The organism is Lysinibacillus sp. NPDC096212, from assembly GCF_044763105.1.
In the GTDB taxonomy this organism is placed as follows: Bacteria; Bacillota; Bacilli; order Bacillales_A; family Planococcaceae; genus Lysinibacillus.
Genome location: NZ_JBIWFQ010000005.1, coordinates 84,407 through 98,533, shown reverse-complemented (window position 1 = coordinate 98,533; position 14,127 = coordinate 84,407). Strand labels below are relative to the sequence as shown.

The 14,127-nt window shown below is 37.0% G+C and carries 13 protein-coding genes; 10 read left to right on the top strand and 3 right to left on the bottom strand.

Features of this window, described 5'->3' with window-relative positions:
* The gene (locus ACIQ7T_RS06935) at nucleotides 1–1,095 is read left to right on the top strand and encodes a polysaccharide deacetylase family protein (protein WP_370078130.1); all 1,095 of its coding nucleotides are present in this window, start codon (nucleotides 1–3) and stop codon (nucleotides 1,093–1,095) included.
* Nucleotides 1,096–1,424: 329 nt separating this feature from the next.
* On the opposite strand, the gene gltC is transcribed toward ACIQ7T_RS06935, so the two are convergent.
* Nucleotides 1,425–2,327, bottom strand: coding sequence for a glutamate biosynthesis transcriptional regulator GltC (gene gltC / locus ACIQ7T_RS06930; protein WP_370078126.1), 903 nt, complete (start codon nucleotides 2,325–2,327; stop codon nucleotides 1,425–1,427).
* A gap of 291 nt (nucleotides 2,328–2,618) precedes the next feature.
* On the opposite strand from gltC, the gene ACIQ7T_RS06925 reads away from it, so the two are divergent.
* From ACIQ7T_RS06925 to ACIQ7T_RS06895, 7 genes are all read left to right on the top strand, one after another.
* Nucleotides 2,619–3,155 (top strand): hypothetical protein, encoded by a 537-nt coding sequence (locus ACIQ7T_RS06925; protein ID WP_402869322.1) that lies wholly within the window; start codon nucleotides 2,619–2,621, stop codon nucleotides 3,153–3,155.
* A 708-nt stretch (nucleotides 3,156–3,863) separates the two neighbouring features.
* Nucleotides 3,864–4,643 carry a Fe-S cluster assembly ATPase SufC gene (gene sufC / locus ACIQ7T_RS06920; protein WP_370078122.1) on the top strand — a complete coding sequence of 260 codons (780 nt, stop codon included), beginning with the start codon at nucleotides 3,864–3,866 and terminating at the stop codon, nucleotides 4,641–4,643.
* Nucleotides 4,644–4,661: 18 nt separating this feature from the next.
* Nucleotides 4,662–5,969, top strand: coding sequence for a Fe-S cluster assembly protein SufD (sufD, locus tag ACIQ7T_RS06915; RefSeq protein WP_370078120.1), 1,308 nt, complete (start codon nucleotides 4,662–4,664; stop codon nucleotides 5,967–5,969).
* On the top strand, nucleotides 5,969–7,198 hold the full coding sequence (locus ACIQ7T_RS06910) for a cysteine desulfurase (RefSeq protein ID WP_100544504.1): 1,230 nt from the start codon (nucleotides 5,969–5,971) through the stop codon (nucleotides 7,196–7,198). Before sufD ends, ACIQ7T_RS06910 begins: the two co-directional genes overlap by 1 nt.
* Complete coding sequence (gene sufU / locus ACIQ7T_RS06905; protein ID WP_370078118.1) at nucleotides 7,188–7,616, top strand: Fe-S cluster assembly sulfur transfer protein SufU; 429 nt, start codon at nucleotides 7,188–7,190, stop codon at nucleotides 7,614–7,616. Before ACIQ7T_RS06910 ends, sufU begins: the two co-directional genes overlap by 11 nt.
* A gap of 100 nt (nucleotides 7,617–7,716) precedes the next feature.
* A complete protein-coding gene (sufB, locus tag ACIQ7T_RS06900; RefSeq protein WP_031417705.1) occupies nucleotides 7,717–9,114 on the top strand; it encodes a Fe-S cluster assembly protein SufB in 1,398 nt (465 codons plus the stop codon).
* Nucleotides 9,115–9,532: 418 nt separating this feature from the next.
* The gene (locus ACIQ7T_RS06895) at nucleotides 9,533–10,891 is read left to right on the top strand and encodes a lytic polysaccharide monooxygenase (protein WP_402869320.1); all 1,359 of its coding nucleotides are present in this window, start codon (nucleotides 9,533–9,535) and stop codon (nucleotides 10,889–10,891) included.
* Nucleotides 10,892–10,980: 89 nt separating this feature from the next.
* On the opposite strand, the gene ACIQ7T_RS06890 is transcribed toward ACIQ7T_RS06895, so the two are convergent.
* Nucleotides 10,981–11,850 carry a ferritin-like domain-containing protein gene (locus tag ACIQ7T_RS06890; protein ID WP_402869319.1) on the bottom strand — a complete coding sequence of 290 codons (870 nt, stop codon included), beginning with the start codon at nucleotides 11,848–11,850 and terminating at the stop codon, nucleotides 10,981–10,983.
* 125 nt (nucleotides 11,851–11,975) lie between these two features.
* On the opposite strand from ACIQ7T_RS06890, the gene ACIQ7T_RS06885 reads away from it, so the two are divergent.
* On the top strand, nucleotides 11,976–12,161 hold the full coding sequence (locus ACIQ7T_RS06885; RefSeq protein WP_402869317.1) for a hypothetical protein: 186 nt from the start codon (nucleotides 11,976–11,978) through the stop codon (nucleotides 12,159–12,161).
* 446 nt (nucleotides 12,162–12,607) lie between these two features.
* Nucleotides 12,608–13,075 (top strand): DUF6097 family protein, encoded by a 468-nt coding sequence (locus ACIQ7T_RS06880; protein ID WP_402869316.1) that lies wholly within the window; start codon nucleotides 12,608–12,610, stop codon nucleotides 13,073–13,075.
* Nucleotides 13,076–13,305: 230 nt separating this feature from the next.
* Here ACIQ7T_RS06880 and ACIQ7T_RS06875 read toward each other — a convergent pair whose 3' ends face one another.
* Nucleotides 13,306–13,656, bottom strand: coding sequence for a DUF3592 domain-containing protein (locus ACIQ7T_RS06875; RefSeq protein WP_402869314.1), 351 nt, complete (start codon nucleotides 13,654–13,656; stop codon nucleotides 13,306–13,308).
* Nucleotides 13,657–14,127: the final 471 nt, after the last annotated feature.

Sequence of the window (14,127 nt, the reverse complement as noted above, 5' to 3'; positions counted from 1 at the left end):
TTGATTCAATGGAGAAAGCTTATTGTTATATTAGCGATACCATTTGTGCTTTTATGCATAAATGGTATTACAATAACGCAAGCGAAATCTTTGATAGAACACAAAGAAATAACAGATTTAAATAAGGAATGGACGATCACATTTAACCAGCCAATTAATAAAGAATCAATTACTAGCTCTTCAATTACAATAAAAGATGAGGCAGGAAATGATTTTCCGTTTACATTTGAAATTGATAAAAATAAAGTCAAAGTGAAGCCTGAAAAATCATACGAAAACTATACGACATATACTTTAAGTGTCCAAACTGATATTGAAAATGATAAATCAAAACGTTTAAAAAATAGTTTCAAGTTGATTTTTACTACCAATTTTGCAATCGAAGATCTTAAAAAAATCAAGCCGTTAAATAATTCTAATTATCATGGACAGGCACTTGTAACCCTATCCTATGACGATGGTTATCGAAATTGGTATGATAAAGCACTACCACTTCATTCGAAATATAATATGCCAGGAACCTTTAATATTATCGGTGATAAATTGTACTCAGATGATAAGAATTATATGTCACCATCTCAAGTATGGGTTGCACATGATTTAGGTTTAGAAATTGCATCTCATACACAAAGTCACTCATTTCTAACAAAAAAATCGGTGGATGAAATTCATTATGAATTTGATGAAAGCATAAATACAATCGAGTCTTTACTAGGTAAAGGTATCGTTTCAACAGTTGCGATTCCTTATTCCGATTATAATGAAGAAGTAAGAAAAATTGCTATGCAATATTTCGACGGTATACGTGTATTAGGTAGAGAAACTAATGTACCTAATAATTATGATCCATACTGGTTAAAATCATATCCTATTACAAATACAATAGAATTCGAGGATGTAAAAAAATGGATTGATAAGGCGGTTGCTGAGAAGTCTTGGGTTATTATTATGTTACACGGTATTACAGAAGATCGATTGGAAGAGTATGAAACAACGCCAGAAATTTTAGAACAGATTATGAAATATATTAATGGACTAGGTAAAGATTCTATATTATCAGTGAATACAAAGGAAGGATTACAGCTTACTAAATAAGAAAGCGGAATCCCAAAAAGAACCGAAGGAGAGAATTATCAAAGCGACGGAAAGAAAGGCGAGAACGACGGAAGGAATCGTCAAAGCGACGGATAGAACCGCCGAAGTCGTGGATAGGAACGCCAAAGCGACGGATAGAACCGCCGAAGTCGTGGATAAGAACGTCAAAGCGACGGATAGAACCGCCGAAGTCGTGGATAGGAACGTCAAAGCGACGGATAGAACCGCCGAAGTCGTGGATAGAAACATCAAAATGATGGATAGAACCATCAATCTGACGTATTAAAACACTTTAAGCCCCAAAAAAATCGCCAGCTACGGCGATTTTTTTATTGGAATTGAGAAAGACGTGAAAAGAAATTGGTAACGAAGTCTAAAAATATTTTTTCTGATGGAGCAATTTCGCGGTTTACAGGTGAAATAATGCCGACTGTTCTTGGAATTGTAGGTGATATAATCGGTACTTTTACTGTGAAGCGTGCAGCTGAATCATACAGTGAGCTTTCTGGTAATAAGCTGACCCCAATGCCTGCAGCGACAAGACCCTTTAGTGCATCTAAGTCTTCACCCTCGGAGATGATGTTTGGCGAGAAGCCGGCAGCTCGGCAGGCATCCATAGCTACTTTATGTAATATGTATCCATCTGGGAATAGCACAAATAAATCGTTACGTAAATCGGCAAGCTGAATACTTTCCTTTTTGGCTAATGGATGTTTTGCTGGCAGTAATGCTGCGATGTTTTCAGTAAATAAAATTGTTGAATGAATCGATTCGTCCTTCGGTGGAAGCGGGCCTAAAAAAGCTAAATTTAACTCGCGATTTTTGACTGCATCAATTAAAAAACGATAGGAGCCTTGACGGAGCTGGAATTGTAAATCTGGATATTCACGCTTGAAGGCTGAAATAACAGTGGGCAATACATAGCTAGCCAAGCTCGTTGGAAAACCAATTTTTATCGTACCTTTAGCAGGATCTAAATATTCTTCAACTTGCTTTGCGGCAAAATCGATGGCTTTTAAAGCAGTAATTGTGTGCTCGAGAAATATTTTTCCAATCGGTGTCAATTTAACATTCCGTCCGACACGTTCAAAAAGTGGTGTGCCTAATTCATTTTCTAAATTAGCAATTTGTCGGCTTATTGCAGATTGAGCAACATGAAGATGTTCGGCAGCTTCTGAAATGTGTTCACGCTCAGCAACTTCAACAAAATAACGTAATTGACGTAACTCCACTAGATCTTCACCTCTATTAATCGAAAAATACGATTGATTATGCCTCAATTATATACTATTTAAGATGAAAAATGATTGTAAATAAACAAATGTTAGCTAGAAAGCGGGGGAGATGCACAGTAACTTCATTGGAGCTCAAGAAAGTAAGGCGAAGGCAGTTTTCTCAAAGAATGTTGCTAAACGAAAGAGTCAGATATTTAAAAGAGTATGTTATATTTTGGATTGCAGTAAAAGGCGAATGGAATAGTATAATTAGGCGTAATTTAACTTGTTTCGTAAGAGGTGTTTAGTTTGTTTAAAAAGAAAATATTGATTGGATATTCAGAAGACGCTGTCCTAGCAATTATCGAACACTTAGAGAAAAGTAGCATTCCGTTTGAAATAGGAATCAAAGATATTTTAAAGCGGTCGTCTGAAGAATACGAAGGTTTTTATATGGTCAAAGTTCAAAAAAAATGTTCGAAACAAGTAGAAGCTATTGTTGCACAGTATGTGTCGCAAGAAGGTTTGAAGCATTGGTATAAAGTGAAGAAAAAGAAAAGTAGAAAATTAGAGAGGAAGGAAAAAGCTCTATATTTGTTTGCAGCTTTTATATACTTTTTAGCAGCATCGGTCATCGAAATGGGTAAAGCATTAGAGGCGGACATTGTTTCGTCTATCGGTTGCGCCGCTTTATTGATGGGCGGCGTGTTTATGGCGACAAAATTTTACAAAGAGATGAAAAAAGAACCGGGTGATTTGAGAGAGATTAATAAGCTGACGATGATTTTCGGAATTAGTATGATATTTTATGCCGTTTCTTCTTTTATATTTGTACTTCTATATTAATTACTTCCTCTAGATAGAGACCTTGTTCTAGTGTCTTGAATAAGGCTTGTATGGTCCGCTTTCTTTAATTTACTTACTGCTTCATACATACACAAATCTCCAGTCCGCCTCCTGAACCTGCATTATATTCAATCATAATCGATATTTTCAAGGGGAAAACAGCCAAAGGGAAAAATAAAGTAGATTAAAAAAATTGCATGATCTACATTTATTAATTTTGGCCCACCCACAGTTTGACATATATATAAGTTGATTTCCGTTCTGGTTGACGCCCACAGCCGGAACGGAAATCAACCCACTTTATAATGAAGAACCTTAATTTTATGAACTAGTACTCTCGAGATTTCTTTCCTTTAATTGATTCCATTCTAATAAAAAAGGTTATAGTATTGGTATTGTTATTTATATATTTCTGTCACAAAACCGCTACAATTCGCACTTTCTGCGGGGTTTTCACTATGTAGCTAGATGAAACTGATTCTCAATTAGAATTATTTCATTGAAAATGAGGTAAGTTGATTCTCATTGTCAATAACGATTAGCAATAATCTGAAAATGCTTACAAACTCTTTATTTTTAAGGATTGTTTCAGAGAAAATTGAAAGTGATTGAAATGGTTTGCATAGAGAACGATTTTCAGTTAAGATTAGAATGATGATAATTAAGGAATGGTACACCATTCACTGAACACACTATGGAGGTATTTTCATGTCAACTTTAGTTATTAAAGATCTTCACGTTGAAATCGACGGGAAAGAGATTTTAAAAGGCGTAAACCTTACAATTAATACAAATGAAATTCATGCAATCATGGGACCAAACGGAACTGGTAAATCAACACTAGCTTCTGCTATTATGGGTCACCCTAAATATGAAGTAACTTCTGGTACAGTAGAACTTGATGGCGAAAATGTACTTGAAATGGAAGTGGACGAGCGTGCTCAGGCAGGTTTATTCCTAGCAATGCAATATCCTTCTGAAATCGCTGGTGTAACAAATGCTGACTTCTTACGTTCAGCTATCAATGCACGCCGTGAAGAGGGCGATGAAATTTCTCTAATGAAATTTATCCGTGAATTAGATAAAAACATGGAATTCCTTGAAATGCACGAAGATATGGCACAACGTTATTTAAATGAAGGTTTCTCTGGCGGTGAGAAAAAACGTAACGAAATTCTTCAATTAATGATGATTAAACCAGCTTTCGCAATTTTAGATGAAATTGACTCTGGTCTTGATATTGACGCGCTTAAAGTTGTTTCTAAAGGAATCAATGCAATGCGTGGAGAAGGATTCGGCTGCTTAATGATCACTCACTACCAACGCCTACTTAACTACATTACACCAGACCATGTACACGTAATGATGCAAGGTCGCGTTGTTAAATCAGGTGGCGAAGAATTAGCACAACGTTTAGAAGCTGAAGGCTATGACTGGATTAAAAAAGAATTAGGTATCGAAGAAGAAACTGAAGAACAAGAAGCATAAGAGGGAGGACGAACTAGCATGACAGTGGAACTTAACTTGCCTGTAACAGTACAGGACGTGCGCTCGTTCTCAGAAGCAAATGGAGAACCGGCTTGGTTTACAGAACTTCGCGCGGCAGCACTAGACAAAGTAACTGGTTTAGATTTGCCAAAACCAGATAGAACAAATATTACAAAATGGGATTTCGTAAATTTCCCAACTCACACAGTTGACAGTGAAGGATTCGCTTCACTTGATGCATTACCAGAAGAAGCAAAAGGTTTAATTGATCTTGAGGCTCAAGAAAATCTTTATATTCAACGCAATAACACACCAGCTTTCATCAAAACATCGCAAGAACTAGCTGATAAAGGTGTTATTTTTACAGATATTTTAACAGCGGTTCGTGAACATGGCGACCTTGTTAAAAAGTACTTTATGACAGAAGCTGTAAAAGTTGATGAGCATAAATTAACAGCACTTCATGCGGCACTTGTTAACGGTGGTGTGTTCGTATACGTACCTAAAAATGTCATTATCGAACAACCGCTTCAAGTAGTATTCTTAAATGATAACGCAGAAGCTTCATTATATAACCACGTGTTAGTTGTTGCTGAAGCAAATTCTGCTGTAACTTATGTTGAAACATATATTTCAACAGTTGAAGAAGCAAAAGGTCAAGCAAACATTATTGCAGAAGTAGTAGTTCAAGACAATGCACAAGTTACTTACGGTGCGGTTGATGTACTTGCGAAAGGATATACTACTTATGTAAATCGTCGTGCACGACTAGCTCGTGATGCGAAAGTAGATTGGGCTCTTGGCTTAATGAATGACTCAGATACTATTTCTGAAAACATTACACATCTAATCGGTGACGGTTCTCATGCTGATACAAAAACAGTAGTTGTTGGTCGCGGTGAACAAAAACTTAACTTTACTACTGAAGTTCGTCACTGGGGTAAGAACTCAAATGGTCATATCTTAAAGCATGGTGTAATGAAAGATGCAGCACAATCAATCTTTAACGGTATTGGCTACATCGAACACGGTGCGACAAAAGCGGATGCACAGCAGGAATCACGTGTATTAATGCTTTCTGAAAAAGCTCGTGGCGATGCAAACCCAATTCTATTAATCGATGAAGACGATGTAACAGCAGGACACGCAGCATCTGTTGGTCGAGTGGATCCACTACAACTTTACTACTTAATGAGTCGTGGTATCTCGAAAGCAGAAGCAGAGCGCCTTGTTATCCATGGATTCCTTGCGCCAGTTGTTACGCAATTACCAATCGAAGGCGTACAAAAGCAACTGACGGAGGTTATTGAAAGGAAAGTTCGCTAATGATGAATAAAGACATTAAAAGCTATTTCCCAATTTTAGATCAGGAAGTAAACGGTCATAAGCTTGTTTACCTTGATAGCGCAGCAACTTCTCAAAAACCTATTCAAGTAATTGAAGCAATGAAGCATTATTATGAATTCGATAATTCTAATGTACACCGTGGTGTGCATACATTAGGAAATCGTGCTACTGACAAATATGAGGGTGCACGTGAAAAGGTTCGTAATTTTATTAATGCTACATCAACACAAGAAATTATTTTTACTCGCGGTACTACAACTGCTTTAAATACAGTGGCATCAAGTTATGGTCGTGCTAATGTTGCTGAAGGTGATGAAATTGTCATTACTCACATGGAGCACCACTCTAATATTATTCCTTGGCAACAACTAGCAAAGGAAAAAAATGCAACGCTGAAATATATTGAGCTTGAAGCGGATGGCACACTTAACTTAGAAAAGGTTCGTGCGACAATTACACCTAAAACAAAAATTGTGTCGGTGTCAATGGCGTCAAACGTCCTTGGAACGATTAATCCTATTAAAGAAATCGCTCAAATCGCGCATGCGAACGGTGCTGTAATGGTAGCGGATGGTGCACAAGCAGCACCACATATGAAAATCGATGTACAAGATTTGGATGTAGATTTCTTAGGGTTCTCAGGTCATAAAATGTGCGGACCAACTGGAATAGGTGTACTATATGGTAAAAAGGAACACCTTGAAAAGATGGAGCCAATTGAATTTGGTGGCGAAATGATTGACTTTGTTGGACTTTATGATTCAACGTGGAAAGAACTACCGTGGAAATTTGAAGGTGGAACTCCTATTATTGCAGGTGCAGTAGGTTTAGGAGCCGCTATTGATTTCTTAACTGAAATTGGGCTAGATAACATTGCGGAGCATGAGCATAAACTTGCAGGCTACGCGATGGATCAGCTTGAAACAATTGACGGACTTAAAATTTTCGGCCCACGTGACCCAATGAAGCGTTGTGGACTTGTAACGTTTAACCTAGACGATGTACATCCACATGATGTGGCAACGGTTCTTGATATGAACGGTATTGCTGTTCGTGCAGGACATCATTGCGCACAGCCACTAATGAAATGTCTTCAACAAGTAGCGACAGCGCGTGCAAGCTTCTATCTGTATAACACAGAGGAAGATATTGACCGCCTAGTTGCAGGGTTACGTTCTGCGAAGGAGTATTTTGGCGATGTCTTTTAATAATTTAGACCAACTATATCGTTCAGTCATTATGGATCATTATAAAAATCCTCGTAATAAAGGATCTATTGAAGAAGATGCTGTAACGATCGATATGAACAATCCGACTTGTGGAGACCGTATTCACTTAACGCTAAAAGTGACTGACGGTATTGTTGCGGATGCGAAGTTTGACGGTGAGGGCTGTTCGATTTCGATGTCTTCTGCATCCATGATGACGCAGCTTATCAAAGGGAAAAAAATTGAGGAAGCATTAGAGCTTGCTGAAATTTTCTCTAAAATGATGATGGGCGAAGACTATAGCGAGAAATATGACCTTGAGGATGTTGAGGCACTACAAGGTGTTTCTCAATTCCCGGCACGTATTAAATGTGCGACATTAGCTTGGAAAGCGATGGAAAAAGGTGTAAAGCAATAATATCTAAATTTGAGTGAAAGTCACTATAGGTGCTTTCACTCAAAGTAAGATATCCGAGCTTGAAACAAGATAACAATAATGCATGAACGGAGGAGAAACGATGGCTAAAAAAATGCCTGATATTGGCGATTACAAATACGGATTCCATGACAAGGACGTATCAATTTTCCGTTCAAAACGTGGTTTAACTGAAGAAATCGTCCGTGAAATTTCAAATATGAAACAAGAGCCAGAGTGGATGCTTGAATACCGCTTAAAAGCACTTGAAACTTTCTATACAAAACCAATGCCGCAATGGGGTGGCGACCTAGGAGATTTAGATTTTGATGAAATTACGTATTACGTAAAACCATCAGAAGCTACACAAAAATCTTGGGATGAAGTACCTGATGAAATTAAAGCTACTTTTGATAAATTAGGTATTCCAGAAGCAGAGCAAAAATACCTTGCAGGTGTATCTGCTCAGTACGAATCTGAGGTTGTATATCACAACATGAAACAAGATCTTGAAGACCTTGGTATTGTGTTCAAAGATACTGACTCAGCTTTACGTGAAAACGAAGATATTTTCAAACAATACTGGGGCAAAGTGATTCCTTACACTGACAATAAATTCGCTGCGCTAAACTCAGCTGTTTGGTCAGGTGGATCATTTATCTATGTACCACCAGGTGTAAAAGTGGAAACGCCATTACAAGCTTACTTCCGTATTAACTCTGAAAACATGGGTCAATTCGAACGTACGTTAATTATTGTAGATGAAGGCGCTCACGTACACTACGTTGAAGGTTGTACAGCTCCTGTTTACACTACAAACTCTTTACACTCAGCAGTAGTAGAAATTGTTGTACGTAAAGATGCATATTGCCGTTATACAACGATTCAAAACTGGGCAAACAACGTTTACAACCTTGTAACAAAACGTACAGTTGTTGAAGAAAATGGTACAATGGAATGGATCGACGGTAACATCGGTTCTAAGTTAACAATGAAATACCCAGCTTGTATCCTTAAAGGTGAAGGCGCTCGTGGTATGACATTATCAATCGCATTAGCAGGTAAAGGGCAACACCAACACGCAGGTGCGAAAATGATTCATATGGCACCAAACACATCTTCAACAATCGTTTCTAAATCGATTGCTAAACAAGGTGGTAAGGTAACGTATATGGGTCAAGTGCGTTTCGGCCCTAAAGCAAGTGGTGCACGTGCTAACATCGAATGTGATACGTTAATCATGGATAACCAATCTACTTCAGATACAATTCCATACAACGAAATCTTAAATGATAATGTTTCTTTAGAACATGAAGCGAAAGTTTCAAAAGTATCAGAGGAACAATTATTCTACTTAATGTCTCGTGGTATTTCTGAAGAAGAAGCGACAGAAATGATTGTAATGGGCTTCATCGAGCCATTCACAAAAGAATTACCAATGGAATACGCAGTAGAAATGAACCGTCTTATCAAGTTTGAGATGGAAGGTTCTATCGGATAATATGCCGATAAACGTTGGCAAGTAAGGGTTTTACGCTATGGCCAAACCCCTTATTGCCCACAAATTTCTTTTATGAAAATCGAGTGCACTGCACTCGATTTTTTTTATGCGGATGTTGTTTATATAGCTTTACCAACCTATTTTACGCAGAATAAAAAACTGTGGAGAAGATCATAAATTGACTAATTTTAATTTGAATATTTTATGAACACTTTAATAAAATCCTAAGCTACTTTAAATGAAAAGGCACATAATTATAAGATATTTATTATATTTAGAGCTATTAATATATATCTTTTGCGAAAAAACATCACAATGTAATGCGACTTTTATCATATTCACCCATAGTTTGCTTAATTTTTAATCCATAGCTATCATACGAGTAGAAATACATTTTCAAAGATAGGAGATTACTTATATGAACACTAAATTTACAAAATTAAGTAAAAGTAAAAAGGGACTAAGTGCGGCAATATTAGCAGCAGGAATCATGGGGATTGCAATGGCGCCAAATGCATCTGCACATGGGTTTGTAGAAAAACCAGCTAGCCGTGCTGCTTTATGTAGCCAAAGTTATGGCGCGCTTAACTTGAGTTGTGGAAGGGTTATGTATGAGCCACAGAGCTTAGAGGCCAAGAAAGGATTTCCACAAGGTGGACCAGTTGATGGTAAAATTGCATCTGCAGGAGGTCAGTTTGATGGTATCCTCGATCAACAATCTGTAAATCGCTGGTTTAAGAATACGATTACAGGGGGACCGAATACCTTTACATGGAAGTACACTGCATCACATTTAACAAGCAAATGGCACTATTATATTACGAAAAAGGGATGGGACCCTAATAAGCCATTAACTCGTGCTGATCTTGAGCCAATTGGAACTGTTGAACATAACGGTACTGAAGCATCAACTAATTTAACTCATACAATTAACGTACCAACTGATCGTAGTGGCTACCACGTTATTTTAGCTGTTTGGGATGTAGCGAATACTGCAAATGCTTTCTATAATGTGATTGATGTTAATTTAGTGAATAATGTGGATGTAGATAAGGAAGCTCCAACTCAGCCAAATGGATTACAGGCAACGAAAGTTACTGCTAACAGTGTCGAGCTAAAATGGAATCCATCTACAGACAATGTGGGTGTAAAAGAATATCAAGTATTCCGTGATGGTAAAGCAATTGGAACGGTACCGGGAACAACATTCACAGACAAAAATTTAAAAGCGAATACAAAATATACATATACAATAAAGGCAGTGGATGCAGCTGGAAATGTTTCTAAAGAAAGTGAGTCTATAGCTGTAGAGACAATGAATGCAGTTCCAGACACGGAAGCACCAACGCAACCAACTTCACTTCACACGATGGGAGTAACAGCCTCAAGTGTAGACTTAATGTGGGGGGCATCAGAGGATAATGTAGCAGTTGACCATTATGTTATATATCGAGGCACACAAGTAGGACAAATGACTGTAGTTGGAACATCGAAAACTACTTCTTTTATGGACATGAATCTACAATCAAATACAACATATAACTATGCAGTCACTGCCGTTGATACAGCTGGAAATGAATCTAATAAAAGTTCCATTTTCACTGTGACTACAAAAGAGCAAGGGTCGTCTTATGAGCAATGGAGTCCAATTAAGGCATACACAAAAGGTGATAAAGTAGAGCACCAAGGTAAAATATATGAAGCTGTTCAAAACTATCAAGGATATGGAGATCCAAATTGGATATTCGCATTGTCTTTATGGAAAGAAATTAAATAATTTTGCGTGGACTCTTGTGGAAAAGCAAGAGTACAGAGCGTTTAGATTGAAGGAGACGAACTTTAAAATTCGTCTCCTTCTTTTGCTCTTCAAGGTAAGTACCTAATGTTGTTTTGGAGGTTCAAAGAGTTGTTATATAGTTGAGGAAAAACAGTTGGAAAATTATCAGTAGGAATATTAAATGCCATAAACGATTCATACATAGAAATATTGTCTTTTTCCTTACGACTCCTAGCCGTATATGCTATTTTATTGTTTTCTGAGTTTGTTACGAATAACTGCGATTCATCATTAGAAAACGGTACCCAATTATGTCCGAAAAAGGGTATTAAAGAATTTATATGCCCAAAAGTATTATTAATAAAGTTAAAGTTTCCTAGAAAATTATCAAAAATTGATTGAGTTAAGTTTTCACCCAATAATTGAGGGGATGTCAATGTAGGAGGATGTAATAGATCTGGATGACCGTAATTTTGTGTATGCTTATGTGTTATGTCCGGGCTTTTTGAAAAAAAATACAAAAACCATACTGCGTGATTTTGCTCGTCCGCTGCTGCACGTCGAAATCTTTCTTTAATCATCGGATCATTTGCTTTATCTGCTATATCTAAATAAGAATCAACAGTTTCTTGTTCATCTTTAAAAGCAAATTCGATTCCGGCCCTATAGTTGTCCGGGCATTCCTCAATTATTTGATAAGAAGGCTTTCTTCCTGTTAAATTCATATAAATTTTGCTAAATTCCTCGAGATGGCGTATTTCATCTTTTTGTATCTCAAGTATTCTATTCTTTTCATCCTCAGTAGGTGCCATCTTAGCTAACTTCTCATAACAAGCAACGGCACTATACTCAGCATTAATGGCCTTCTGAATATCATTTACAAGTTGAGCATCGTTTACCATAGGATAAGTACTATTATGCTGTGGAGCATAATGATAATAGTATTGATTTGGATACATCATTGTCCTCCTTTTGTTTAACTTCTTTCAGCGGGTGTCCAAACATCTGTACCTGTCGCTACGCTGACATCCGCTGAAAAAAAGGAACTCAGTCCAAGAACGCCCCGTCCTGTGGCAACGACTGAGTGACCAACATCGTGCTGTTGCCGCTGGCGCTTCACTTTCGCGCAAAAGCCATCTGCTGCTGCCGCTTCGCTTTCGCGCAAAAGCCATCTGCTGCTGCCGCTTCGCTTTCGCGCAAAAGCCATCTGCCGCTGCCGCTGCCGCTTCGCTTTCGCGCAGATAAAACCCTTTTGCTGCCGCTACGTTAGCGCTTCGCTTTCGCACAAAAAACATTTGCAGGCCTAAGAACAAAGCCGATTCCGGACGCAATTATGCCGAGGCGTAATTGATCCATCAACTTATCTTATGCATTGTGTATAGGTAATTGTGCAAAGTCATTTCTTGTGTTGCCTAGGTTGGATTCTTCTTTTCATCGAACAATGGAGCATCTTTTAAAAATGCGAGCACCGGTGATAAACGTTGCTTTTCACCACCTGATAGAACCATCTAACAGACGGATAGAAAATCATAAAGAAAGGGGGAGTCGCCGAAACGTTCGGGAAGCTTCATATTATGCCTCCACTCCAACATTTGATGTAGAATCATCTTTTTTCTCTGTTTTTTCGCTTAGATAAATATGACAAATCATAACCTGCAAATAGCAAAAATCCTTCATTTATGGTACTATATACTAAATATTTTAAGCGAGAAAGAAGTGGGGAATCTGAATTACGGAAAAACGATGCTTGATATTCATTCTAGCGCGGAAGAACTTAAACAGCTTCACAAAATAATTAGTGATTACAACTTACCTATTAGAAGTGAAGATACTTTTGAAAAACAAGCAGTGGAGGTTAGCGATTATTTAAATGAACCTACTTTTATCGAAGCTCGGAATAAAAAACGATCTTTAAACATTATGTCAGGTGTTATTGCATTACCAATCGTTGTCTTTATTGTTTATATGATTTTAGGAAAGTTAAAAATAATAGGTCGCGAGGATATCTTTAAAAATATACTTGATTGGTTCTTAGCGTATCCATGGGCATTTATTCTGTACGCTTTTATATTTGCTTCTATCGTAATTGCACATAAATTAATAGAAAAGAAAATGTATAATAAAATATATCCTAATTTAAAGTTGAAATTATTAGACCAATTAAATCAAAATATTGAAAAGTAGGTTTAACGGAGTTTCTTTCCGCTCATTTCTCTACAACAGTTCCTACCTTAGGAGCAATGAGATGGGCGTGTCAAGCGTAGCAATGTACTGACCTAGAAATTCTAAGATAAATAAAAACACCTTTCGTTGAAAAACTGGTATGACTCCTTATGAAATCAACGTGAAGGTGTTTTTCTATGGGACAAGAATGAATAATAAATTATCTCCCATTCATTTAACCCAGTAACCTTCTATATTTGATATTTGAGTTTAAACTGTTGAGGCTTCTTTTTATTATAAAGAATCGTCACCCATTGTCCTTCCTCAAAAAAAGCACGATTTTTCGTATATGTCCATACTTTGCTCGTGACAGTGATTGATTTATTTTGTAATGACGTAAATTGTACTGTCAACTTTACTCTACGCTTTGATTCTCCTTTTGCATATGTAATCTCATGTCCAACTGCTCGGTGTGAAAAATCACTTTCGATAATCTGTGCGTTCGTTTCAATCCATTCAATTTTTTGATACTTCAGTGGTAATATCCATAGTGCGACAAAAATGATTAGAAAGAAGATAATTACCCCGATAAAAATGTACATTTGCATCCCCACTTTTTTCTTTTTTAAACAAAAGACTATAGGTAAACTCAAAATTTTTGAATATTGTTTTTTCTGTGAAAGGTGCCAGATCCAGTAATGCTTTGGGAACTTTACTTTTATAATACTATACACTTTTACTTTGTTCACAATTAAATATAACTTGTGGAAATAATAGTTGAAGCTACAAAATCAACTTTAATTGAGAAACTTAAAGGTCAAAAACTGGTTGCTATTCGTATGGAGGAGGCAACCTTATGTATATCCAAAAGAAGTATTCTTAAATCTGTATTATACGGAGAGCTTAGTTTAGAGGTTCCTAATGAAATTAGCAAGAAGCACTTTCTGTAGTGCAATTGGCAGATATGAATCTAGACTATTTATTTATACAATTCTCAGCAGATGAAAACTCAGATTCACCAAATACATTAGAACATTTCAAGAAGAATTCAATTGTTCAAAATATCAACCTTT